The organism is Streptomyces sp. NPDC104814 (assembly GCF_055583185.1).
Map to the genome: position 1 here is coordinate 1,848,868 of NZ_JBVJOL010000001.1, position 23,954 is coordinate 1,872,821.

Annotated in this window: 19 protein-coding genes; 11 read left to right on the top strand and 8 right to left on the bottom strand. The window is 72.8% G+C overall.

Translation table 11 applies throughout. The annotated features are described in order from the left end of the window. The first annotated feature begins 185 nt into the window (after positions 1-185). From ACZ64A_RS07750 to ACZ64A_RS07780, 7 genes are all read left to right on the top strand, one after another. Positions 186-3,335, top strand: a complete 3,150-nt coding sequence (locus ACZ64A_RS07750; protein WP_469808864.1) for a type I polyketide synthase — start codon at positions 186-188, stop codon at positions 3,333-3,335. Between the two features lie 68 nt (positions 3,336-3,403). After that, positions 3,404-4,402, top strand: coding sequence for an aldo/keto reductase (locus tag ACZ64A_RS07755; RefSeq protein WP_469809095.1), 999 nt, complete (start codon positions 3,404-3,406; stop codon positions 4,400-4,402). Further along, positions 4,402-5,433, top strand: coding sequence for an ABC transporter permease (locus ACZ64A_RS07760; protein WP_469808865.1), 1,032 nt, complete (start codon positions 4,402-4,404; stop codon positions 5,431-5,433). The genes ACZ64A_RS07755 and ACZ64A_RS07760 overlap by 1 nt, the downstream gene beginning before the upstream one ends. Positions 5,434-5,443: 10 nt before the next feature. After that, a complete protein-coding gene (locus ACZ64A_RS07765) occupies positions 5,444-6,313 on the top strand; it encodes an ABC transporter permease (RefSeq protein WP_469808866.1) in 870 nt (289 codons plus the stop codon). Next, the gene (locus tag ACZ64A_RS07770; RefSeq protein WP_469808867.1) at positions 6,306-7,121 is read left to right on the top strand and encodes an ABC transporter ATP-binding protein; all 816 of its coding nucleotides are present in this window, start codon (positions 6,306-6,308) and stop codon (positions 7,119-7,121) included. Before ACZ64A_RS07765 ends, ACZ64A_RS07770 begins: the two co-directional genes overlap by 8 nt. After that, positions 7,111-7,929, top strand: coding sequence for an ABC transporter ATP-binding protein (locus ACZ64A_RS07775; RefSeq protein ID WP_469808868.1), 819 nt, complete (start codon positions 7,111-7,113; stop codon positions 7,927-7,929). Before ACZ64A_RS07770 ends, ACZ64A_RS07775 begins: the two co-directional genes overlap by 11 nt. Before the next feature lie 78 nt (positions 7,930-8,007). Continuing rightward, on the top strand, positions 8,008-9,552 hold the full coding sequence (locus ACZ64A_RS07780) for an ABC transporter substrate-binding protein (RefSeq protein WP_469808869.1): 1,545 nt from the start codon (positions 8,008-8,010) through the stop codon (positions 9,550-9,552). Here the strand turns inward: ACZ64A_RS07780 and ACZ64A_RS07785 are convergent. Together ACZ64A_RS07785 and ACZ64A_RS07790 are read right to left on the bottom strand one after the other, a co-directional pair. After that, on the bottom strand, positions 9,536-10,915 hold the full coding sequence (locus ACZ64A_RS07785; protein ID WP_469808870.1) for an NtaA/DmoA family FMN-dependent monooxygenase: 1,380 nt from the start codon (positions 10,913-10,915) through the stop codon (positions 9,536-9,538). The genes ACZ64A_RS07780 and ACZ64A_RS07785 overlap by 17 nt on opposite strands. 53 nt (positions 10,916-10,968) lie before the next feature. Further along, positions 10,969-11,574, bottom strand: coding sequence for a TetR/AcrR family transcriptional regulator (locus tag ACZ64A_RS07790; RefSeq protein WP_469808871.1), 606 nt, complete (start codon positions 11,572-11,574; stop codon positions 10,969-10,971). A gap of 170 nt (positions 11,575-11,744) precedes the next feature. Here ACZ64A_RS07790 and ACZ64A_RS07795 point away from each other — a divergent pair, with 170 nt between their 5' ends. Together ACZ64A_RS07795 and ACZ64A_RS07800 are read left to right on the top strand one after the other, a co-directional pair. Next, positions 11,745-13,238, top strand: a complete 1,494-nt coding sequence (locus ACZ64A_RS07795; protein WP_469808872.1) for an MFS transporter — start codon at positions 11,745-11,747, stop codon at positions 13,236-13,238. 331 nt (positions 13,239-13,569) lie between these two features. Further along, on the top strand, positions 13,570-14,613 hold the full coding sequence (locus ACZ64A_RS07800; protein WP_469808873.1) for an LLM class flavin-dependent oxidoreductase: 1,044 nt from the start codon (positions 13,570-13,572) through the stop codon (positions 14,611-14,613). On the opposite strand, the gene ACZ64A_RS07805 is transcribed toward ACZ64A_RS07800, so the two are convergent. Together ACZ64A_RS07805 and ACZ64A_RS07810 are read right to left on the bottom strand one after the other, a co-directional pair. Beyond that, positions 14,573-14,788 (bottom strand): ferredoxin, encoded by a 216-nt coding sequence (locus ACZ64A_RS07805; protein ID WP_469808874.1) that lies wholly within the window; start codon positions 14,786-14,788, stop codon positions 14,573-14,575. The genes ACZ64A_RS07800 and ACZ64A_RS07805 overlap by 41 nt on opposite strands. A gap of 32 nt (positions 14,789-14,820) precedes the next feature. Next, positions 14,821-16,020, bottom strand: a complete 1,200-nt coding sequence (locus tag ACZ64A_RS07810; protein WP_469808875.1) for a cytochrome P450 — start codon at positions 16,018-16,020, stop codon at positions 14,821-14,823. 225 nt (positions 16,021-16,245) lie between these two features. On the opposite strand from ACZ64A_RS07810, the gene ACZ64A_RS07815 reads away from it, so the two are divergent. Further along, positions 16,246-17,265 carry an LLM class flavin-dependent oxidoreductase gene (locus ACZ64A_RS07815; RefSeq protein WP_469808876.1) on the top strand — a complete coding sequence of 340 codons (1,020 nt, stop codon included), beginning with the start codon at positions 16,246-16,248 and terminating at the stop codon, positions 17,263-17,265. Positions 17,266-17,328: 63 nt separating this feature from the next. Here the strand turns inward: ACZ64A_RS07815 and ACZ64A_RS07820 are convergent, their stop codons facing one another. The 4 genes from ACZ64A_RS07820 to ACZ64A_RS07835 all read right to left on the bottom strand — a co-directional run bounded on the left by ACZ64A_RS07820 (position 17,329) and on the right by ACZ64A_RS07835 (position 22,272). Next, entirely contained in the window at positions 17,329-18,153 is an 825-nt protein-coding gene (locus ACZ64A_RS07820; protein WP_469808877.1) for a DUF1684 domain-containing protein, read from the bottom strand. Positions 18,154-18,352: 199 nt separating this feature from the next. Continuing rightward, positions 18,353-19,768: a type I glutamate--ammonia ligase gene (glnA, locus tag ACZ64A_RS07825; RefSeq protein WP_469808878.1), complete on the bottom strand. Its 1,416-nt coding sequence runs from the start codon at positions 19,766-19,768 to the stop codon at positions 18,353-18,355. Between the two features lie 115 nt (positions 19,769-19,883). After that, positions 19,884-21,497 (bottom strand): AMP-binding protein, encoded by a 1,614-nt coding sequence (locus ACZ64A_RS07830; protein WP_469808879.1) that lies wholly within the window; start codon positions 21,495-21,497, stop codon positions 19,884-19,886. A gap of 67 nt (positions 21,498-21,564) precedes the next feature. Further along, positions 21,565-22,272 carry a maleylpyruvate isomerase family mycothiol-dependent enzyme gene (locus ACZ64A_RS07835; protein WP_469808880.1) on the bottom strand — a complete coding sequence of 236 codons (708 nt, stop codon included), beginning with the start codon at positions 22,270-22,272 and terminating at the stop codon, positions 21,565-21,567. Between the two features lie 361 nt (positions 22,273-22,633). Between ACZ64A_RS07835 and ACZ64A_RS07840 the strand changes: the two genes are divergently transcribed. Continuing rightward, complete coding sequence (locus ACZ64A_RS07840; protein ID WP_469808881.1) at positions 22,634-23,830, top strand: phosphopantetheine-binding protein; 1,197 nt, start codon at positions 22,634-22,636, stop codon at positions 23,828-23,830. Positions 23,831-23,954 lie beyond the last annotated feature (124 nt).

Sequence of the window (23,954 nt, forward strand, 5' to 3'; positions counted from 1 at the left end):
ACGGCCGTCGCCACCGCCCCGCGAGGGCGGCGGCCGTCGCCACCGGCCCGCGCCCATGACGGCCGTCGCCACCGGCGGGCGGGCGCCGGTCGTCGCCACCGCCCGCGAAGGCGCCGATACGACCTCGACAGCGCCGGCGAGAACGCCGGACGCGCAAGCCGCACGCCCAGGAGTCCAGACACGCCATGACGACCACGACCACCGAGGACCGGCTCCGCGACTATCTCAAGCGGGCCACCACCGATCTGCGGCGCACCCGGCAGGCCCTCGACGACGCCGAGGAACGCGCCCGCGAACCCCTCGCCGTCATCGGCACCGCCTGCCGCCTGCCCGGCGGCGTCGACTCACCCGCCGCCCTGTGGCGGCTGGTCGACGAAGGGCGCGACGCGATCGGCCCGTTCCCCGACGACCGCGGCTGGGACCTCGACGCGCTCTACGACCCCGATCCGGCCCGGCCCGGCACCAGCTACGCCCGGCACGGCGGCTTCCTGACCTCGCCCGGCGACTTCGACGCCGCGTTCTTCGGTATCGGGCCGCGCGAGGCCCTCACCATGGACCCGCAGCAGCGTCTGCTTCTGGAGACCGGCTGGGAGGCCGTCGAACGGGCCGGTATCGACCCGGTGTCCCTGCGCGGCAGCGACACCGGGGTGTTCGTCGGCCTTGTCGCCCAGGACTACGCACCCCGCCCCCACGAGGTCCCTGGCGAACTCGACGGCCACTTCATGACCGGCAACGCCGCGAGCGTCGCCTCCGGCCGCCTCGCCTACACACTCGGCCTCGAAGGCCCCGCCGTCACCGTGGACACGGCCTGCTCCTCCTCCCTCGTCGCCCTGCACCTGGCGGGACAGGCGCTGCGTGCGGGGGAGTGCCGGCTCGCCCTCGTCGGCGGTGTGTGCGTGCTGGCCGGACCCCGGGTGTTCCTGGAGTTCAGCCGGCAGCGCGGCCTCGCCCCCGACGGCCGGTGCAAGGCGTTCGGCGCCGCGGCGGACGGCACGGGGCTCGCCGAGGGCGCCGGGATGCTGCTCGTGGAGCGGCTCTCCGACGCCCTGCGACTTGGGCACCCCGTCCTCGCGCTGGTGCGCGGCAGCGCCGTCAACCAGGACGGCGCGAGCAACGGACTGACCGCGCCCAGCGGCCCGGCACAGGAACGCGTCATCCGCCGCGCCCTCGACCAGGCGCGTCTCACCCCTGCCGAGGTCGACGCCGTCGAGGCGCACGGCACCGGGACCACCCTCGGTGACCCCATCGAGGCCCACGCGCTGCTCGCCACGTACGGGAGCAGTCGACAAGAGCCCTTGTGGATCGGGTCGTTGAAGTCCAACATCGGGCACACCCAGGCGGCCGCGGGGGTCGCCGGTGTCATCAAGACGATCGAGGCCCTGCGCCACGAGAAGCTCCCCGCGACCCTGCACGCCGACCGTCCTTCGCCGCACATCGACTGGTCCGCGGGTCCCGTCCGCCCGCTCACCGAACCCCGGCCCTGGCCCCGCACCGAGGGCCGGCCACGCCGCGCCGCCGTCTCCTCCTTCGGCATCAGCGGCACCAACGCCCACGTCGTCCTCGAAGAGGCCCCGGACCTCCCGGCGCCCGGCGCCACGGACGTCCCCCACCGGGCACCCTCGCGCCCCCGCCCCTGGGTCATCACCGCCCGCACCGATCAGGCCCTGCGCGACGCCGCCGGCGCACTGCTCGCCCAGCTCGACCGGGCGCCCGGCATCCCGCCCGACGACATCGCTCACTGGCTGGCGCACGGCCGCACCCGCTTCCAGCGCCGCGCGGCCGTCACCGGCACCGACCGCGCCTCGCTGCGGGACGCGCTGCGCGCCCTCGCCGACGGCCGGCCCGCCCCCGGCCTCGCCCTCGCCGCACCCCGACCCGCAGGGGCACTCGTCCTGGCCTTCTCCGGGCAGGGAGCCCAGCGGGCCGGCATGGGGCGCGAACTGTACGCCGCGCACCCCGTGTTCGCGGACGCCCTGGACGACGTACTGGACCGCCTCGCCCCGAAGCTGAACGGCCACCTTCCGCTGCCGCTGAAGGAGGTCATGTTCGCCGACGCCGGCACCCCAGCAGCCGACCTGCTGCAGCGCACCGGCTACACCCAGACCGGCCTGTTCGCCTTCCAGCTCGCCCTCGTACGGCTGCTGGAGGCGCACGGGCTGCACGCCGACGCCGTCATCGGGCACTCCATCGGGGAACTCGCCGCCGCCCACGTCGCCGGTGTCCTCGGCCTCGACGACGCCGTGGCGCTGGTCGCGGCCCGCGCCCTGTCGATGGAACGGCTGCCGCGGGAGCGCGGCGCGATGCTCTCGGTCCAGGCCGCCGAACGCCACGTCCGTCCGCTGCTGCGCCCGCACGCCGACCGGATCGCCGTCGCCGCCGTCAACGGGGCCCGGTCCACCGTGGTCTCCGGCGACGTCGACGCCGTACGCGCCGTCGAGGAGCGCTGCGGAAAGCTCGGCCACCGCACCCGGCGGCTCACCGTCAGCCACGCCTTCCACTCCCCGCACATGGACCCCGTGCTCGACGCCCTGCGGGAAACGGCCCGCACGCTCACCGCGGCCGCGCCTCGGCTGCCGCTCGCCTCGAACGTCACCGGGACGACCGCCGGCCCGGGCGACCTCGCCGACCCCGGCTACTGGGCCCGGCACGCCCGCGGCACCGTCCGCTTCCACGACGGGCTGAACGCCCTCGCCGAAGCCCACCCGGGCCATACGACGTACCTGGAGGTCGGCCCCGACGCCACGCTCACCCCGCTGATCGCCGTCGCCCGGCCCGACGCCGTCCCTGTGCCGCTGCAGCGCCGCGACCTGCCGCAGACCCAGGCCCTCGACCTCGCGCTCGCCACGCTCACCCTGCACGGCCGCACCGTCGCATCCGGCGAGGAGTCCCCGCGGCACACTCCCGTGACCCCGCCGACCGACCTGCCCACCTACCCGTTCCAGCGGCAGCGGTACTGGCTCACCACACCCGGCCAGCGCCCCGACGCGGCCGTACCGCAGGATCTTCGACCGCCCGAGACCGACGGCGGGTTCGCGGGCCTGCTGACCGCCGCCGAGGGGCCGGAACGCGAACGGCTGCTGCTGGAGCGGATCAGGGCGCACGCCGCGGAGGTCCTCGGCCACGACGGCCCCGACGCCGTCACCGACGACGCCGCGTTCCAGGAAGCGGGGCTGACCTCCTTCGCCCTGCTCGACCTGCGCAACCGGCTGTGCGCCGACACCGGACTCGAACTCGCGCCAGTCGTCGTCTTCGACCACCCCACCCCCGCAGCCCTCGCCGCCCACCTGCACCGCACGCTGCCCGCACACCCCGCGCCGGCTTCAGAGGCGGTTTAGCCCGCCCGGACATGCTGAGCGCCACGCAGCAGCGCACGCACGTACGGCATGACCAGCGGGAGGAACCCATGAGCGACGGCCTGCCCACGCGCCGCCTCGGCACACTCGAAGTCGGCGCGCAGGGGCTCGGAGGGCTCGGCATCAGCGAGTTCTACGGGCCCACCGACGACGCCGAGTCGATCGCCACCATCCACCGGGCCCTCGACCTGGGCGTCACGCTCATCGACACCGCCGACGTGTACGGACACGGCGCGAGCGAGGAACTCATCGGCAAGGCCCTCGCCGGCAGCCGGCGTGAACAGGCCGTCGTCGCCACCAAGTTCGGCGTGGTGCGCAGCGGCAGTGGCATCGGCCAGGCCGTGCGCGGTGACGCCGCCCATGTGCGGCAGGCCGCCGACGACTCGCTGCGCCGGCTCGGCCTCGACCACATCGACCTGTACTTCCAGGCCCGCGTCGACCCGGCCGTCCCCATCGAGGAGACCGTCGGCGCGCTCGCCGAACTCGTCACCGCGGGCAAGGTCCGCTTCATCGGTCTGTCCGAGGCCGCCGCGGCCACGATCCGGCGCGCACACGCCGTCCACCCGATCACCGCCCTGCAGACCGAGTGGTCCCTGTGGTCGCGCGGCATCGAGGCGGAGATCGCCCCCACGGCACGCGAACTGGGCATCGGCATCGTGCCCAACGCGCCCCTCGGCCGTGGCTTCCTCACCGGGCGCTACCGCGAGGTGTCCGCCTTCGGCGAGCACGACTTCCGGCGCCTGGCACAGCCCCGGCTGAGCGCCCACAACCTGCCCCACAACCTCGCCCTCGTCGACCGGCTCGCCCCGCTGGCCGAGGACAAGGGCGTCACCGTGGGCCAGCTCGCCCTGGCCTGGGTCCACCACCGCGGCCCCGACGTCGTACCGATCCCCGGCACCCGGCGCGTCGACCACCTCGAGGAGAACCTCGCGGCCGCCACGCTCGACCTCACCGCCGACGAACTCGCAGCCGTCGAGGAGGCGCTGCCCGCGCAGGAGGTCGAGGGAACCCGGCTCACCGAGTTCAGCCTGCAGTTCACCGACCGCTGATGGCCGCCCCGACCCTGTCCCGCGACGCCCCGGCGGTGCTCGGCCCGGTGGACGTCCGCCGGCGCCGCCCGGGAATCGCACGGCCCCTGCGCCGCGCCTTCGTGCTGCTCTTCCTCGTCGTCGTGCCGGTGGTCCTGCTCAGCTCGCTGATCGTCTTCACGCTCGGCCACCTGTCGCCGGTGGACCCCGCCGCCGCCCGGCTGGGCGAGAACGCCACCCCCGCCGACGTGGCCCGGCTGCACCGGCTCTGGGGCCTCGACCAGCCCTTCGCGCAGCAGTACCTGTCCTGGCTCGGTCACGCCCTCACCGGCGATCTGGGCCGCTCGTACCTGACGGACATCCCCGTGGCCGACGCGATCGCCCAGCGCCTGCCCGTCGACCTGTCGGTGGCGCTCGTCGCGCTCGTGGCGGCGGTGCTCATCGGCTTCCCGGCAGGGATCGCCGCGGGCGTGCGGCCGGGCGGCCGCGTCGACAAGGCGGTGACCGCGCTCGGTTCCCTGGCCGTGACGGTGCCGGTGTTCCTCCTCGGCATCTGGCTCGTGCAGCTGTTCGCCGTGCACCTCAAGTGGCTTCCGGCCACGGGATACGCGCCGCCCGCCGGGGGCTCGGGGGAGTGGCTGCGGCACGTCCTGCTGCCCGGGCTGTCCTTGAGCTTCGTCGTCGCCACCGCCCTCGCCCGGCAGCTGCGCACCTCGCTCGCCGGCGCCCTCGCCGAGAACTTCGTCGTCGGCGCCACCCTGCGCGGCCTGAGCGCGCGCCGCGTGCTGTTCGTGCACGTGCTGCGCACCGCCGCCGGACCCGCGGTGTCCCTGATCGGCCTCGAAGTACCCGAACTCCTCGGCGGCGCGGTGGTCGTGGAGACCGTGTTCGGGCTGCCCGGCCTCGGCCAGTACGCGCTCGGCGGCGCCGCCTCCCACGACACCGCCGTCGTCCAGGGCGTGCTCCTGGTCACCGTGGGCGTGGTGCTGGCCGCCAACCTCCTCGTCGACGCCCTCATCGGACGGCTGAGACCCGAGACCCGGAAGGCATGAACACCTCGCCATGATCACTCGGACCGGCAGGCGCCTCGCAGCCGCCCTGCCCACGGCGCCGGCCCGCATCGCGGCCGTGATCCTGCTCGGCGTGCTGGTGCTCACGGCGTTCGGCCCGGCGCTCGCGCCGCACGACCCGCTGGCCCAGAATTCCGACGCCATCCTGCGCGGCCCCGGCGCCCACCACCCCTTCGGCACCGACGAACTGGGCCGGGACGTCCTGAGCAGGATCGTCACCGGCACCCGGCCCACCGTCCTCAGCGCGCTCGCCATGGTCGGCATCGGCGTCGTGGGCGGCGCCCTGCCCGGGATCGCGTCGGTGCTGCTCGGCCCCAGGGCGGCGGGCGTCGCACTGCGAGGCGTCGACGCGCTGCTCACCCTGCCCGGTGTCGTCGTCGCCATCGCCGTCGCCGGTGTCTTCGGCAACGGCCCGGCGACCGCCGCCCTCGCCGTCGGCGCTCTCTTCGCGCCCCGCCTGCTGCGCGTCGTGCGGGCCGAGGCCCTCGGCTACGCGCACACCCAGTACGTGGAGGCCGCGGAACTGCTCGGCGCGTCCCGGCTGTGGATCGTGCGCCGGCACATCTGGCGCAAGACCCTGCCCACGCTCGGTGTCACCACGGCCCTGACCGCCGGATACGCCGTCCTCGCCACCACGAGCCTCGGATTCCTCGGCCTCGGCGTACAGCCACCGAACCCCACCTGGGGCGGCATGCTCGCCGGCACCGTCCAGCAGCTGTGGCAGGACGCGTGGGGCCCGCTGTGGCCCGGCCTGTTCATCATCGCGACCGTGTGGTCGTGCAACGCCCTCGCCGACACCCTGCGCCGCGGCGAACCGGTGACCGCCGAGCGCGGCACGGTGAAGGAGGCCACCCGTGTCTGACCCCGATTCCGAGCCCTTGCTGTCCGTGGAGGACCTCACGATCCGCGCCGCGGGCACGGACACGCCGCTCGTGCGCGGTGCCGGCTTCACCCTGCGCCGCGGACGCACTCTCGGCCTCGTCGGCGAGTCGGGCAGCGGCAAGACCCTCACCTGCCGTGCCGTGCTCGGCGTACTGCCCGCCGGGTGCACCGTCACGGCCGGGCGGGTCCGGTTCGCCGGCCGGGACGTCACCCGGCTCGACCGGCGCGGCTGGCAGCCCCTGCGAGCCGTCCGGATCGGCGCCGTCTTCCAGGACCCCGGCTCGTATCTCACGCCGTCCCTGACCATCGGCCGGCAACTGCGCGAAGTGCTGCGGGTGCGTGGCGGGGCCACCCGCGCCGAGGCCCGCGAACGCGCCCTCGGTCTGCTCGTCGAGGTCGGCCTGCGCGAGCCCGCGCGTGTCGCCCGGCAGATCCCCGCGCAGCTGTCCGGCGGCATGCAGCAACGGGCCATGCTCGCCCTCGCCGTCGCCTGCCGCCCCGACCTGCTGGTCGCCGACGAGCCCACCACCGCGCTCGACGCGCGCACCCAGCGGGACGTCCTCGCCCTGCTGCGCTCCCTGCGCGAACGCCTGGGCCTCGCCGTCCTGTTCGTCTCCCACGACCTGGAGGCCGTCGCTGAACTCTGCGACGACATCGGCGTGTTCCGCCACGGAGAACTCGTCGAGACGGCCCCCGCGCGGCAGTTGCTGCACCGCCCCGCCCACCCGTACACCCGCTCGCTCCTCACGGCCGCGGGGCTCATCGAGGAGGAGCCGTATGCCGGCTGACGCACCCGAACCCGTTCTGCGCGTCACCGGCTTGGGCGTCTCCTACCGAGCCCCCGACGGCACCCGGCACCGGGTCCTCGACGGCGTGCACCTCAGTGTCCCCGCCGCCACCGTCACCGGTGTGATCGGGGAGACCGGATCAGGCAAGACGACCCTGGCACGTGCCGTGCTCGGCCTGGTCACCCCCACCGCCGGCACCGTGCACCTCGACGGCCGTGACATCACCCGCCTCGGCCGCCGCGCCCGCCGCGCACTGCGCCGCGAGGGCACGGCGCAGTACGTCTTCCAGGACCCGCTGCGCTCCCTCGACCCCGACCTGACGGCGGCCGAGTCGATCACCGAGGGCCTGGCCGTACGCCGTGAGGGCGACGCCGCCGCACGCGCCGTCCGCGCCGCCGAACTCCTACAACTCGCCGGACTGGAACCGGCGTTGGCCGACCGCATCCCCGGCAGGCTGTCCGGTGGACAGCGCCAGCGCGTCGCCATCGCCCGCGCCCTGGCCACCCGTCCCCGGCTGCTCGTGTGCGACGAACCCGTCAGCGCACTCGACGCCTCCGGCCGCGCACAGATCCTCGCCCTGCTGGGCCGGCTCCGCGACGACCTGGGACTCGCCGTCGCCGTCATCTCGCACGACCTGCCGAGCATGGCCGAGGTCGCCGACCGTGTCGCCGTCCTGCACGAGGGCCGCATCGTCGAGGACGGCCCCACCCGCCAGGTCCTCACCGCTCCGGCCCACCCCTACACCGAGCTGCTCCTGGACTCCGCCCCCCGCACCCTCAAGGCCCGTCTCGCCCGCCTCCCGGCGTGAACCGACGACGCGCCGACCGCTCAGTCACGCACCAGCCGCCCGGAGCCCACCACGGCCCCGGCCCGGAAAGGAACCCCAGTGATACCGCACAGCACCACACCGCACACCCGAACGGCCGCCGCGGTCGTCGCCCTCACCGTCCTGCTCAGCGCGTGCAGCGGCACCGAGGGCGACACCGCCGGCGCGGCCGGCGCCGCCCCCGGCGGCACCCTCAGCTGGTCCCTGCCGACGCCCTCCACCTGGGACCCGGTCACCTCCCAGTCCGGCATCGACGTCACCCCGCTCAGCCTGGTCTACGACTCGATCACCCGGCTCGGCCCCAAGGGGGAGGCCCGCCCCGGCATCGCCAGCACGTGGGCGTACAGCAAGGACGGCCGGACCCTGACCTTCACCCTCCGCCCGGGCCTGACGTTCTCCGACGGCAGTCCGCTGAACGCCGAGGCCGTGAAGAAGAGCATCGAACGCGGCAAGACCCAGGCCGACTCCGGCATCACCGGCCAGCTCGACTCCATCGCCACGATCGACGCCCCGAACCCGACCACCATCGTCCTGCACCTGGGGCGCAAGGACTATGCGCTGCCGCTTGCGTTCGGCGGCAAGACCGGCATGGTCGTCAGCCCGAAGGCGGCCGCGGCCGACCCGAAGAAGCTCGCCACCGCACCCGTGGGTTCCGGCCCCTTCACGCTCACCAGCTACAGCCCCGACGGGCAGGCGGTCCTCAAGCGCAACCCCCACTACTGGGACGCCAAGGACATCCATCTCGCCGGTGTCACTCTGAAGTTCCTGTCCGACCCGCAGGCCATCGTCTCCGCGCTGCGCAGCGGCGAGACCCAGCTCGCCAGCTTCATCAACGGCACCCAGGTCGCCTCCCTGAAGGCGTCCGGCCTCGCCGTCGACGAGTTCCCCAGCCTGCAGGTGTCCAGCATCGAGGTCAACGCCAAGCTCAAGCCGTTCGACAACCCGCTGTTCACCCAGGCCGTCAACCACGCCATCGACCGCAGCGCCCTGGTGAAGGTCCTCAACGGCGGCCACGGCGAGCCCACCGTGCAGCCCTTCCCCGACAGCTACCTCGCCTACGACCCGGGCAGCGCCGACGCCTACGCCTACGACCTGCCCAAGGCCAAGTCGCTGCTGAAGCAGGCGAAGTACGACGGCAGGCCGTTTCCGATCACCTGGTTCTCCAGCCCCGGCGGCATCGACCGGCGGGTGGAGGCGGAACTGCTCCAGGCCCAGCTGAAGAAGGCCGGCATCAACACCACCCTGGAGCAGATCCCCGTCGCCCAGGTCGCCGACAAGGTGTACGTCAAGCACCAGGTCGCGTTCTTCCCGAGCGGTGTCTTCGGCCGGGAGTCGCCCACGCAGCAGCTGTCGTTCGCGAACACCCCCTACGGCAGCTACGACGTCCCCGCCCTGACAAAGGCGCTTCGGGACGCCGGTGACCAGCCCGTGGACAGCCCCGGCTACGCCCCGGCGCTGCGCAGGGTCACCGCTCAGACCGTGCGCAGCGGCTCGAACATCATGCTGTTCACGTCACCGTGGCTGTTCGGACGGGCGAAGCAGGTCACGGGGTTCGCCCCGGCCATCACCTCGCCGCGGCTGGAGGGCGTCAGGCTGAGCTCGTGATCCGCTCGGCGCTCGCCCGCGGGACCGCGGCCCGGTCCCGCGGGGCGACGTCCGGCAGCGCCAGACCGTAGTGCTCGCGCAGGGTGCTGCCCTCGTAGGCCGTACGGAACAGGCCACGGCGCTGCAGGATCGGCACCACCGCCTCGACGAAGGCGGGCAGCCCGTCGAAGGTGACGTCCGGCATCAGCGTGAACCCGTCGACGGCACCCGACTCGAACCACGCCTGGATCCGGTCGGCTACCTGCTCGGGCGCGCCCACGGCCACCACATGCCCGCCGCCACCGCCGCGCCGTACGATGTCGCGCACGGTACGGCCCTCCAGCGCCAGCCGTGCCACCGCGCGGGCGTGACCGCCGACGCGGTGCAGACCGCCGCGCAGGGCCTCGGGGACGGGCCGGTCGAGCGCCAGATCACCGGGATCGAGACCGAGGAGGGCGGCCACCGCGGCCAAGGCGCCCTCGTTGCCGCTGAGTTCGTCCAGCTCCTCGCGGCGCTTGAGCGCCTCCTCCTCGGTGCCGCCCACGGAGGTGACAAGCCCGGGCAGGAACAGCACCGATCCGGCCGGGCGGCCGAAGGCCAGAGCGCGCGAGCGGATGTCGGAGATGTCGGCGAGCGCCGCGTCCGGGTCGACGACGGCGCTGAACATCACCTCGCCCGTGCGGGCCGTCAGCGTCCGCACGCTGTCGGAGACGCCGGCGTGGAAGAGCACCGGGTGGCCCTGCTCGGACGGGGGCAGATTGATCGGTCCGGCCACGTCGTAGTGGGCGCCGTGGTGGTGGATCGGCCGTATCCGCGCCATGTCGGCGTACCGGCCGGACGCCACATCGGTGACCAGCGCGTCCGGCGCCCAGCTGTCCCACAGCTTCAGTACGACGGACACGAACTCCTGGGCGCGCGCGTACCGTTCGGCCGAGTCGGGTTCGTGGGCGGTGAAGTTCCCGGCGACGCGCGGGCCCGACGTCGTCACCGCGTTCCAGCCGGCCCGGCCGTGGCTGATCAGGTCAAGGGCGCGGAACCGGCGGGCGATGTTGTAGGGCTCGTTGTAGGTGGTGGAGGCGGTGCCGACCAGGCCGATGCGCTCGGTCACGACGGCCATGGCGGTCAGGATCAGCGTCGGTTCCAGGCCGTTGACGACGGGATAGTCGGTGAGGTCCGCGTGCAGCCCGGGCACGTCGGCGAGGAACACCGCGTCGAACAGCCCCCGTTCGGCGGTCCGCGCCACGTCCAGGTACCCCTCGATCCGGGAGAAGGCCACCGGATCGGCACCCGGCCACCGCCATGCGCCGGGGTGGTGGCCGGCAGCCACGGGGTGCACGTTCAGGTGCAGGGTACGGGGGGCATTGGGCTGGCTGTGCGCAGGCACGACAGGTCCTCCCTGGTCGTGTGGACGGGTGGGCCGCATCGTCCCAACGCGCTCTAAAGCCGCACTGAACCCTTTCCCGGCAGCACCACGCCCTCCAGCATCAGGCGCAGGACCCGGGTGCCGGCGTCCCGGCCGGGCGCCGCGTTCTCACTGACCCAGCCGGCCGCGGTGAGCAGGTCGAACAGATCGTCGGGGGTGAGGTCGTCGCGGACCTGGCCCGCCTCCTGCGCCGCCCGCAGCAGATCGGCGCCGCAGCGGTGCATCGCGGTACACGCCACGTGCGAGGGGGTGCCCTCGTCGTACATCGCCTCGGTGAGGATGCCGACCAGGCCGCGGAAGGTGCTGATGTGGGCGACGGCGCTCTTCATCCAGCGGGCGAGGGCGTCCAGCGGATCGCTGTCCTCGGCGTACTGCCGGGCCTCGGCGACGAGGGTGTCCAGGCCGTCCCGGGTGGCCGCCTCCACGAGGGAGGCCCGGGTGGGGAAGTGCCGGTACAGGGTGCCGATGGCCACGCCCGCCTGCGCGGCGATGTCCTCCAGGGAGGCGTCGGAGCCGGAGACCGTGAAGGCCTTGCGTGCCGCGGCGAGGATCGTGTCGTAGTTGCGCCGGCCGTCCGCCCGCTTGGGGCGCTGGGCGATGTAGGGCCCCTTGGCTGCCATGGCCGTTCCTCCCGCGGTTGACTACATGAGGCAGCCTCAGCTTAACTGACCGAGACAACCTGAGGTGGCCTCAGGTTAAGTGCGCTGAGTCAGCCGGGGCCACCCACCCAGGGCCGCTCACCATGCGGTCGCGTCTCTCGTCCTCCCCCGCCCTCCAAGGAGGCATCCCCATGTCCACCGACACCAGTTCCGGAGCCGGGCCCGCCGCGCAGTCCCCGGCGCACGCGCCCCCCGCAGCCTGGGGTCTCGTCCTGCTCGCCCTCGTCGGAGCGGAGTTCATGCTCCAGCTCGACGGCACGATCGTGAACGTCGCGCTGCCCGGCCTGCAGGCCGACCTCGGCCTGAACGTCACCAGCGCCTCCTGGGTGCTCAACGGATTCTTCCTCGCCTTCGGCGGACTGCTGCTGCTCGCCGGACGCCTCGGCGACGTGCTCGGCCACCGCCGGGTCTTCCTCGCCGGCGTCGCCCTCGTCGGCCTCGCCTCGCTGCTCGCCGGCCTCGCCCCGAACATCGCCGTGCTGCTCACCGGACGCGTGCTGCAGGGCGCGGGCGCCGCGATCGCCGGACCCACCGGGCTCGCCCTGCTCACCATCGAGTTCGAGGGGGAGCGCCTGCAGAAGGCGTTCGGCCTCTACTCCACGGTCACCGGCCTCGGCGCCGCCTCCGGAATGATCCTCGGCGGCGTGCTGACCTGGGCCGGCGACTGGCGCTGGACGCTCCTGGTGAACGTCCCCGTAGCCCTCGCCATCGTCCTGATCGGGGCCCGCGTGCTCACGCGCACCCCTGCCCCGGCCACCCGGCGCTCCCTCGGCGTCGCCAGCGCGATCCTGGTCACCGGCGCCCTCGTGGCCCTCGTGCACGGCCTGGTCCGCGCCTCCGAACACGGTTGGGGCGACACCCTGACCCTGGCCTCCCTCGCCGCTGCCGTCGTCCTGGTCGCCGCGCTGCTCGCCGTCGACTCGCGCGCGTCGGAGCCCCTGCTGCCGCTGCGGGTCTTCGCGCACCGCGAGCGCGTCGGCGGCTTCCTCGGCCTGATCCTGCTGGCCGCCGTCCTGACCGCGTTCCTGTTCTACGTGGTCCAGTACCTGGACGCCGTGCTGGGACTCGGCCCGCTCGAGCGCGGTCTGGCCATCCTGCCCTTCGGCCTCGGCATGCTGCTCACCACGCAGGTGCTGGCCTCATACCTGTCCGGCATCGGCGTCAAGGCGCGCGGCGTGATCGGCCTCCTCGTGGTCGTCGCCGCCGTCCTGTGGCTGACCCGGCTCGACGGCACCAGCTCCTACGCAGCCGACGTCCTGCCGCCCATCGTGGTGCTCGGCGTCGGGGTGGGCCTGGCGATCGTGCCGATCAACATGACGATCCTCGCCACGTCACGGCCCGAGGACACCGGCATCACGGCCGGCATCCTGCAGACCGCGCTGACCGTCGGCGGCACCATCGGCCTCGCCGTGCTGCTCATCCCCTTCACCTCGGGCAGCGGCGACCCCGCCGAGACGATCTCGTCGCTGTTCTGGTGGGCGAGCGGCCTCGCCGCGGCGGCGGCCCTCGTCGTCGCCGGGTTCTGGTTCACGGGCGGCGGCACGAGCACGGCCGCACAGCCCGGCCAGGGCGGCGAGCCGGCCGAGCAGCCGGCCCCGGCCGCGGACCCGGCCGAGCAGCTCTGACCGCCGGCCGCAGGCTGGTGATCGTGGACCGCCAGCATCGGACCGGTGACCACCGGCCCCTGGCCGCCCGCCGATGACCGGACGGCCGGACGAGCGACATCCCGCGCGCTCGCCCGGCCGTCCTCCGCGTTCCGCCACCGTGCCCGGCGTCGACACCTCAGCACACCGCGACGCGGGGCTTTAGACCCGACCAAGTTCCGGACAAGGTCCGCCTTGGGGGAGGGGCGCAGACTCGGGTGCGATCACCCGCGTCCGTGCGTCCCCACGCCCGTGCCACCCGAACCTCCCGTACCGCCCCGAACCGACGAACACCACTCACCAGGAGCCCCGCATGACCGCGCTCTCCGTGCTCGACCAAGGCCCCGTCCGTGCCGGCGGCGCACCCGGCCACGCCCTGCGTGACGCGCTCGAACTGGCCCGACTGGTCGAGGAACTGGGGTACCGCCGCTACTGGGTGGCCGAACACCACTCCACCGCCATGATGGGCACCTCCGCGCCCGAGATCCTGATCGGCCACCTCGCGGCCCACACCACACGCCTGCGCCTCGGCACCGGCGGCATCATGCTCCCCAACCACCACCCGCTGCACCTGGCCGAGCAGTTCCGCACCCTCAACGCCCTGTATCCCGGGCGCATCGACCTCGGGGTCGGGCGTTCCTCGGGAACCGGCGACGAGACCACAGCCGCCGCGCTCGGCTGGAGCCGCGAACGCAGCGACCGATTCGAGGAGTTGCTCGCCGAACTGCTCGGGTACGGCGGCCTGCGCCCGCTGCCCGCGGAGCACCCCTACTCCGGGCTGCGCGCCGTCCCCATGGAAGTGCCGTTGCCGCCGGTGCACATCCTGGGCTCCAGCGTCGGCTCCGCCGAACGCGCGGCGCGCGCCGGCCTGCCGTACGCGTTCTTCGCCGCCTATGTGAACCCGGACGTCGCCGTCGCCGCGCTGCGCCGCTACCGCGAGGTGTTCGTGCCACACACCCCGGACGCGCACCCGCACGCCGTGCTCGCGCTGCGCGTGTGGGCCGGCGAGGACGACGAACACGCCCACCGGATCGCGGCCCCCGCGAAACTCGCCGTGCTGCAGATCCTCACCGGCCAGGATCCGCGTCTGCTGCCGGAAGAGACCGCGCTGGCCCACCGCCCGACCGAGGCAGAGCGCGCCGTCGCGGCACCGCTGGACCAGCGCTCGGACATCGTCGGCGGACCGGACACCGTGCGCGAACGGCTCGAGGCGCTGATCGAGGCGTCCGGCGCCGACGAGATCATGGCGCTGACCAACACCTACGACCCCGGCGAGCGCCGCGCCTCCTACCGGCGCCTCGCCGAGGCCCTGCGACTCACTCCGGCGGTGGCGGCGCACCCTCCTCGGACAGTGTGAGCGCACCGGACGGGCACAGTGCGACGGCCTCCCGCACCGCGTCGTGCTGTGCCTCACCGGGGCGCGCGGCGAGCAGGACGGTGAGCCCGTCCTCGTCGTGTTCGAAGACATGCTCGGCGCTCAGGACGCACAGGCCGGCGCCGATGCACCTGTTCCGGTCGACGATGACACGCATGATGACGGACTCCTTGTCCCTGCCGCGCCGGGCTACCACGTGACGGGCAGGGACACGAGCCCCTGCATGGTGCCGGACTGACGCATGGTCAGCTCACCGGGATCCACCGCGAGCCGTAGCCCCGGAAGGCGCCGCACCAGCGTCTCGTACGCCACCTCCAGCTGGGTTCGGGCCAGGCTCTGGCCGAGGCACTGGTGGATGCCGAAACCGAAGGTGAGGTGCTGACGGCTGCCGCGCGACAGGTCGAAGGTGTAGGGGTCGGCGTGCACCGACGGGTCCCGGTTGGCCATCGTCGAGGAGACGACGATCCCGTCGCCCGCCTTGATGTGCCGCCCGGCGATCTCGATGTCGTCGGTCACCCAGCGCACCCCGCCGAAGTCCGTCACCGCCGTGATCCGCAGCAACTCCTCGACGGCGTCCCCGACCCGTACCCGGCCCTCGCGCAGCGCGGCCAGTTGTTCCGGATGGTCGAACAGCGCCACCACCCCCAGCGGGATCATCGAGGAGGTGGTCTCCAGCCCGGCGATCAGCAGCACCATGGCCAGCTGCACCAGCTCGTCATGGCCCAGCTCGTCCGCGAGGACCCGGCGTGCCAGCCGCCCGAGCAACTCGTCGCCCGGGTCGCGTTCCTGCGCCGAGACCAGCCCGTCCAGATAACCGAACAGAGCCTTGCCGGCGGCGTTGGTCTCCTCCGGTGTGCTCGCCTGCATGACGCCGCGCGTCGCGTCCTGGAAGAAGGCGTGATCCTCAAACGGAATACCGAGCAGCGCGGACATCGCGAGTCCGGGAATCGGCGTGGCGTAATCCGTCACCAGGTCGGCCGGCGGCCCCTTTTCGACCATGGCGTCGATCAGGGCGTCGATGTCGGCCTGGATACGCGGCCGCAGCGCCCGCGCGTGCTTCAGACCGAATTCCGGGTTGAGCAGCCGGCGATGGATGTCGTGTACGGGTGGGTCCTCCCCGACGAGCACCAGCTTCCTGGCCTCCTCGGCTCCCAGATGCGGCGCCATCGTGGGGTACTCGTCAAAGCTGCGGTCGGAGGAAAGACGCGGATCGGAGAGGATCTCACGGCTCTCCGCGTACCCGGTGAAGAGCCAGACCCGACGTCCGTTCCACAGGGTGACCTGGTTGATCGGGCCGCGTTCCGCTATGTCCCGGTAGACGCCGGGCGGTTGATAGGGGCAGGTACGGCGCTGCGGGAACGACGGTGCCTCGACGGCGTCGGCGGACAAAGCGGCCTCCGTGGGCTCGGGACAGGGGGAACGAAGCCGACCGTAACCACGCCGCACAAAGACCGGCAATGCGCGAATCCCGCAGCATCAGCCGGGGTTTGGCGCCCCCTTGCATCGCCTTAGGCATCGGTTTAGGAGGCGCGAAGGCGGGGTTTGCGCGGCCCCTCGACGCTGGATGCGAACCACCGTCGTCACTGCCCATGTCACCGGCCTGAGGGGATTCCCGTGCGGATCGGCATCACCTATCTCGGCGTATCGCCCACCGTCGACCGGGAATCGGCCCGCGAGAAATATCATGAATTCCTGCGGCAGGTGGAGTGGGCGGGCGGCCACGACTTCGCCGGCATCTGGATCACCGAGCATCACTTCTCCGGCTACAGCCTGAGCGCCTCACCACTGCTGCTGCTCACCCGGGCCGCCGCCGCGGCCCCGGCCCTGCGGATCGGAACCGGCATCCTGGTGCTGCCGCTGTGGGACCCGGTGCGGCTCGCCGCCGACCTCGGCACACTCGACACCCTCTCCGACGGCCGCCTGGACATCGGCATCGGACGGGGCTACCAGCCGCACGAATTCCAGGGCTTCGGGCGGGCACTCGACACCAGCCGCGACCGTTTCGAAGAAGCCACCGACCTTCTGGTCCGGCTCCTCGAAGGCCCCGTCGACTCCTACGCGGGCACCTATCACTCCGTCGACGCCCCGGTCACGGTCCTGCCCCGCCCGGTGCAGGACCCGCGCCCGCCCGTATGGCTGGCGGCCGTGAGCCCCGAGTCGACGCGCTTCGCGGTACGCCGCGGTTTCCACCTGCTGGGGCTCGCTCTTGCCACCCCCGCCGAGCTGGCGCAGCAATGGCGGACGGCCCAGGACCTGGCCGCGCAGGAGGGCACCGGCACGGACGGTATCGAGTACGGCGTGAACCGGTTCGTGTACTGCGGCACCGACCCCGACGGCCGCCGCGCGGCGGCACGTGAGGTGGCCCGCCAGATACAGACCTCCCGCGCTCTCGCCCAGGGCGCCGTACCGGCCGGCGGGCTGCCGCCGCTGCCCGCCCGCGTCGACCCTGCGGACGAGGCCCTGGCCGCGGAACGCCTGCTGGCCGGCTCCCCGGACGAGATCCGCAAACAACTGGCCGAACTCGCCGACGCGGGCGTCACCCAGGTCAACGCGGCCTTCGAGTACGGCGCGCTGCCGCCCGAGACCGCCTTCGCGTCCCTGCGTCTGTTCGCCGAGGAAGTCCTGCCGCTCTGACGAGCCCGACCCGCCGTCGTGCTCGTCACGGACGTCACGGCGCCCGGCAGCTCGCAGAACGGCTCAGGAACCGCCGCGCTCGCGGGGGATTTTCTGGCCGGCCTCGATCGCCACCGGCAGCCGGTTCTCGGCCGGGGGCAGCGGGCAGGTGGCGAGGTCCGTATAGGCGCACGGCAGGTTCGCCGCGCGGTTGAAGTCCAGGAGTACGGTGCCGTCGGCGGCGGGCGGCTCCAGGGCCAGGGCCCGGTTGGCGGCGTAGGTGGTGACGCCGGAGGTCGCGTCGGTGAACAGCACCATCAGCCGGCCCGCGCCATGGCCGGGGAACGCGGTCAGCGACAGGGGGCGCCCGTCCAGCTCGAAGTCGACCCTGCCCGGGGCGTCGTACACGTGCTCAAGCCCCTCGACCGCGGCACCCACGGTGGTCGGTCGTGGCGTGTCGAAGGGGACGTAGCGGCCGGTCACGGCCCATCGCGGGTCGGGGGCGTACGTGGGCGTTCCGGCGAAGGCCGTGCGCAGCGGCGCGTCCGGGTGCCGGGGCCGCACGATGTCCTGCCCGCCGCGCTTGGCCACCTCGATGACGGCGTCCTTCCAGACGGCCTCCACACTGCTGCGTTCGGCAAGCACGCCGAAGCGGTGTTCACCGTGCACCGGCCTGCCGTCGACGACCAGTTCCTCGCCGTCGTCGAGGGCTACGACGACTCCGTCCGGGCCGGTGCGCCATGCACCGGGCGCGTCCGGGAAGCGCTGGGGCCGCTCGTCGAGCCAGTGCAGTCCGGTGATCGCCAGAAACCCGTGCGGGGCGGCGAGCCGGGCCTCCTGGGCGCGGTGCCACTCCTGCCAGTCCTCGGCGAAGGCATGCGGGTCGGTCGTGGTGGCCTCGGTGGTCATGGTGGCTCTCCTTCGTCGTCTGTCGCCGACCTGGTTCGGCGCGCCGGACGCATCGAGCGCTGGTCCAGCAGTCATGTCAGTCGGAACGGGCCTCGGCCGGGCCCGCATTCCGGTCTGCGTGTGACAGCTTCATGTCAGTCGTGTGTACGCGGTCCTGAGGCGGGGGCCGGCCCACGGCCGCCGCCGCTCCTCGAGCGGATCAGGCGTCGTAGTACAGCGCGAACTCGTACGGATGCGGGCGGTGGCGGATCGCGTCGATGTCCCGTTCGCGCTTGAGCCGGATGTGGGTCTCGATGAGGTCGGTGGTGAAGACGCCCCCTTCGAGGAGGTAGCCGTGATCCTCCTCGAGGGCGCGCACGGCCTCGGCGAGGGACTCCGGCAGGCGTTCGTGGGGCTGCCCGTCGGCCGTGTAGAGATCGGCGTCGATGGGCGCGGGGGGTTCGATCTTGTTGCGGATGCCGTCGAGTCCCGCCATCAGCAGTGCCGGGAAGCCGAGGTAGGGATTGCCGGTCGCGTCCGGGAAGCGGATTTCCACCCGCTTGGCGCGGGGGTCGTCCCCGGTCACCGGAATCCGCACACAGGCCGACCGGTTGCCCTGCGAGTAGGCGAGGTTGACGGGGGCCTCGAAGCCGGGGAGCAGGCGGTGGTACGAGTTGAGCGACGGGTTGGTGAAGGCGCACAGGCTCGCCGCGTGCCGCATGATGCCGCCGATGTAGTACCGGGCCGTGTCCGACAGCCCGCCGTACCCGAGGGGGTCGTGGAAGAGCGGTCGGTCGTCCTTCCACAGTGACTGGTGCACATGGAGGGCATTGCCGTTGTCGCCCTGGAGCGGCTTCGGCATGAAGGTGACGGTCTTGCCGTGCTGCCAGGCGGCGTTCTTCACCACGTACTTGAGCAGCTGCAGTTCGTCCGCGGAGCGCAGCAGGGTGCCGTAGACGTAATTGATCTCGGTCTGGCCGCCGGTGGAGACCTCGTGGTGCGACTTCTCCACGGCGATCCCGCAGTCCTCCAGCAGGGCGACCATGGTGTCGCGGAGGTCGGCGAAGCGGTCGTGGGGACTGACCGGCGAGTACCCCTCCTTGTAGGGGATGCGGTAACCGAGGTTGCCGCCCTCCTCCTCACGGCCCGTGTTCCACCAGCCCTCGGCGGAGTCGATGTGGTGGAAGGCGGTGTGGGCGTCCTCGCCGAAGCGAATGGAGTCGAAGATGTAGAACTCCGGCTCGGGGCCGAAGTACGCGCGGTCGGCGACGCCGGACGCCGCCAGGTGCGCCTCGGCCTTGCGTGCGACGTGGCGGGGGTCGCGGCTGAAGGGCTCGCCGGTGGCCGGGTCGTGGACGAAGGAGTTGACGACGAGCGTCCTGCGCTCGCGGAACGGGTCGATCCAGGCGGAGTCCAGGTCGGGCCGGAGCAGCATGTCCGACTTGTCGATGGATGTGAAGCCGCGGATCGAGCACCCGTCGAACGCGACGCCCTCGGCGAGCAGCGACGGCGTCACTGCGGCGGCGGGCAGGCTGAAGTGCTGCACCCGGCCGAGGAGATCGCAGAACCTGATGTCGAGGAACCGCACCTCCTCGTCGGCGATACGGCGTACGAGGTCGTCCGGGCTCGGTGACACGTGGCTTGCTCCTTGCGGGGGTGTGCGGTGGTGAGTCGGGCTCCAGGGGAGCGCAGGGGGTGCGGCCATGTCCGGTCGCCGCATCGTCATGGGCCGACGCGGCTGGACGATGTGCTCAGGCCTGTTCACGCAGGGCGGCGCGGTCCACCTTGCCGTTGGGGGTCAGTGGCATCTCCGGGAGGATCCGTACCTCCTCGGGGATCATGTAGGCGGGCAGGGATTCGGCGCAGAACGCGCGGACGGCGCGGGCATCGATCACCGCCTGTTTCGACCTGCCGGTGACGAAGGCGAACAGCACTTGTTCCCCGGTGGGGTCGGGCAGGACGAGCGCCGTCGCGGCGGCCACGTCGGGGTGCTCCTCGATACGGGCCTCGACCTCGCCGAGTTCCACCCGGTTGCCCCGGAGCTGCACCTGCGAGTCCCTGCGCCCGCAGTAGTAAAGCTCACCACCGGCACCCCGGTAGGCGAGATCACCGGTGCGGAAGACGGGCTGCCCCGAGCGCGGGTTGACGGGGTCGGGCACCTGGGCCGCCGCCGTCGCCTCCGGGTCCCCCCAGTAGCCCGCGAACATCGCCGGCGAGCGGAGATACAGTTCGCCCGTGACGCCGGCCTCCTCGATCGGCCGTCCCTCGGCGTCGACGAGCATCCCCTCGGAGCCGGGATGAGGGGTGCCGATGGACAGCCGTACGGCGTCGGCGGGAAGCGGGTCGGGTACCTCGGTCAGCGAGCACGACATGCACTCGGTGTGCCCGAAGCTGTTCAGCACCCGGATACCGGGGCGTAGTTCACGCAGCCGGCGCAGTTCCGGCAGCGGGAACTCCTCGCCGGAGAAAAGGATCGCGCGCAGGGCGGTGAGACCCGCGAACATGTCGGGCTCGTGCCGCAGCACCTGCCGCCACATCGACGGTACCCCGTTGACCTGGGTGACGGCGGTCTCCTCCAGGAACCGCAGGAAGCGGCGCGGCCAGCGCAGCAGCGCGCGCGGGACCGGCACGCAGCACGCGAGGCTGCCGAGGGCCATCCCGACGTCGAACAGGGACAGGTCGAACTGGAGAGGAGCGGTGGTGGCGACGCGCTCGTCCGGGGCGATGGCGCTGTCCGCGATGAGCATGCGGAAGTAGGACACGATGCCGCGCTGCGTCATGACGACGCCCTTGGGCCGTCCCGTCGTACCGGAGGTGAAGATGATGTAGGCCGGGTCGGTCTCGACGACCGCGCGCCGGTGCCGGACGCGCTCGCGGGGCCGGGTCCACACCTCGATCCCGGCGGGTCCGAGGCGTCCGGTGCCCATGCCCGCCGGCGCCGGGATGCGGCACGTCTCGGCGGTGGTCAGGAACAGCGCGGGCTCGGCGAGTTCCACGATGGTCGCCACACGCCGGGCCGGTGTCTCGGGGCTGACGGGCACGAACGTCAGGCCGAGCCGGGAGCAGGCCAACAGCGCGGCGATGGCGTGCGCGGAGGTGTCGGCCTCCAGGACGACACGGTCTCCCACGTCGAGGCCGAGCGGGTCCAGCAGGTCCGCGTAGGCGTGGACGAGCCGCTCCAGTTCGCGGTAGCTGAACGTCTGCGGCACGCCTCCCTCGCCCAGCTCGTGGATTGCGGTCCGGTCGGGTGCCAGGGAGGCGCCCGTCAGCAGGAACTCGTGCAACAGGCGCGCCTCGGGGGTCCCTGCGCTCGCGCTCGTCCGAGCGTGGGGGAGGGGCCGGACGTCCTCACGGACGGTCACCATGCCGGTCATCGGTCCTTTCGTGAAGCGGGGTGGAGCGGAGCCCGGAGGACGGGACGCGGGGCGCCGTTCAGATCCAGAAGGGAGCCGGCGGGACCTTGCCGTCGCCGGAGGCGCTGAGCCCCGTACCCGGGGAGCGGCCGCTGAGCCAGGCCAGCAGGTCGGACTGCCGTCCGCTGACCGTGGGACCACCGGTCCCGATGGCATGGACCAGCCCGGTGTCGGTCGCCTCCAAGCGCAGCGCGGGGGTCGTCGGCCGCCGGACGAGCGCCTCGACGATGTCGCCGATGATCCACCGGGCGGCGTCGGCCGGTATGTCCGCGAAGCGGTAGCCGGCGTCCAGGTCGGCGTGGTGGATCTCCAGTTCGCGCAGCCGGGTGGGGACGAGGGTGGAGGGCGTGCGCAGTTCGCCGGTGCGCATCCGCACCTCGGCGTGCCAGGCGGCGGGGGGCAGGGCGCGCACGGCCTCGTCGAAGCGGGCGGCGGTGTCCCGGAGGTCGGCGACCAGGTCGGCGACGGGGCGCCGGGCTCCGGCCTCGATCTCGGCGGCACGGGCTTCCATGCTCGCGTACTGCGGTGTCTCCACGCCGGTGCGTGCCCAGGTGAGCAGTCGGCACAGGCTCTCCGCGGCCCGGGCGACATGGGTGACGACGTGGCCGCGGGTCCACGGGGGGACCAGCGTGTCCGAGCCGACGTCGGCATCGGTGAGGGAGGTGACGGTGGTGATGAACCGGGCGGTGGATGCGTTGATCGGGTCCAGTGCCCCGAGGTCCTGCATGGCGCTCCTCGCACATATCCATATTGCGGAAACAGCTGTTCGGAGTGCGGAAAGTTACCCGACTGTAAGTGCGCCGCTTCCGTGGCGTCAACCGACGCAATCCGAAGGTCAGTTGAAGGAAGTGATCTGAGTCACTGTGCATTGTCCTGGCCGTTGATGCGTGGCAGCGTGATGTTGCAATGCGGATGAAACATTCCGCATTGCGGAAGTGGATGCATCGGCGGACACCACTTCCCGACAGCAGTGCTGAGCGGGGCCGAGCGGCAGATCCCTGTGCGAAAGCGCACGGGCGACAAGGCCGCCCCGTGGCCCGCCGTACCGATATCGACCGGCCGTTCGCGGCCGACCCGATGGGGGATGTGTGCAGCACGACAGCGAAGAACACCGGCTCCCGGACGCGAGGCGCCGGCTCGCGGCCCTGTCCGCGGTCCGGGCGGACCTCCTGGACTGTGTGCAGTCCAACCTGGCCGTGCTGGCCGACCACTTCCACGGTCAGGGCACGCACCTGCGCCTCGGGTCCCGGCTGAGCAGCCGGTGGTTCCCGGGTGGGGACGGTCTGCCCACCGTCGACCCCCCGCTCGCGGAACAGCTGGCCGAAGCGGAAAGGTGCCTGAACCTGCGGGTCACCGGCCAGAGAACCATCACCGGGTACGACTTGCCTGATGCCGTCCAGCCGGGGGCACCGCGCTATGCCGTCGCGGACGCCTATGAGATGCCCTGGCTGCCCTACCACCGTCAGCGGCACATGGACCACAGCTTCCTGCTCCTCGCGCCCGAAGAGGCCGACGAGGGGTGGACGGTCGTGGACGCCTACGACAACGACACCCCCTGGGGTGCCGCCAGACCCGGCGCCTGGATGCTGACCGCGGACCAACTGGCCGTCCTGGGCGAGGTGGAGCTGTTCCGCATCGGACCAGGGCCCGGTGCCGGTGAGCGCCCCCGCATCCGTGTGGATCACGCCCCCATGGACGATTACCTCGCCGCGTTCCACCAGGGCGCCGACCGGGAAGCGGTGCTGCACCGGCTGACCGGCGACGCCTGGCTGCTCGCCCGCTCGCGCACCCTGCACGCGCTGTGCGTCGCCGACGGGGCACCGGACGAGGAGACGGCCCGGCACCTGGAGCGATGGAACCAGCTGGTCACTCACACCTACGTGGCCTACCGCCGGGTCGCCCGCGGGCGCGCCGAACCACCGGGCCTGGTGGACCGGCTGGCCGAACTCCTCGAAGCCGACCGGAACGTCTTCCCGGACCCCGGTGCTCCGACACCGCGCGCCGCCGCAGACGTCACCCGAGACGCCGCCACCGGCAGCATGCGCGCCCAGGTCACCGCAGTGGTCGCCGGCGTACTCGGAGGCGATCCGGACTCGCTGGGCGCCGACACCGACCTGCGTACCGTCGAGGGGTTCACCTCCTTCCGTATGGTCGACATCATCGACCGCCTCGAGGCCCAGCTCGGCGTCGAATTCGACTCCGACGACCTGGTCCCGGAGAACCTGCGGAGCGTGGAAGGACTGTGCCGCGTCGTCCGGGGCGCCCGGGAGCCGGCCGAGCCCTGAAGGTGACGCCGGGCCGAGGCCCCGGGGCGCGTGGAGGCCGGGGCCGGGCAGCCGGCGTCCCGCCGACCCGATTCCTGATCGGCGACGCCCGGGCCACCCGCCTGCCCGCGTGAGGCTCACCCGT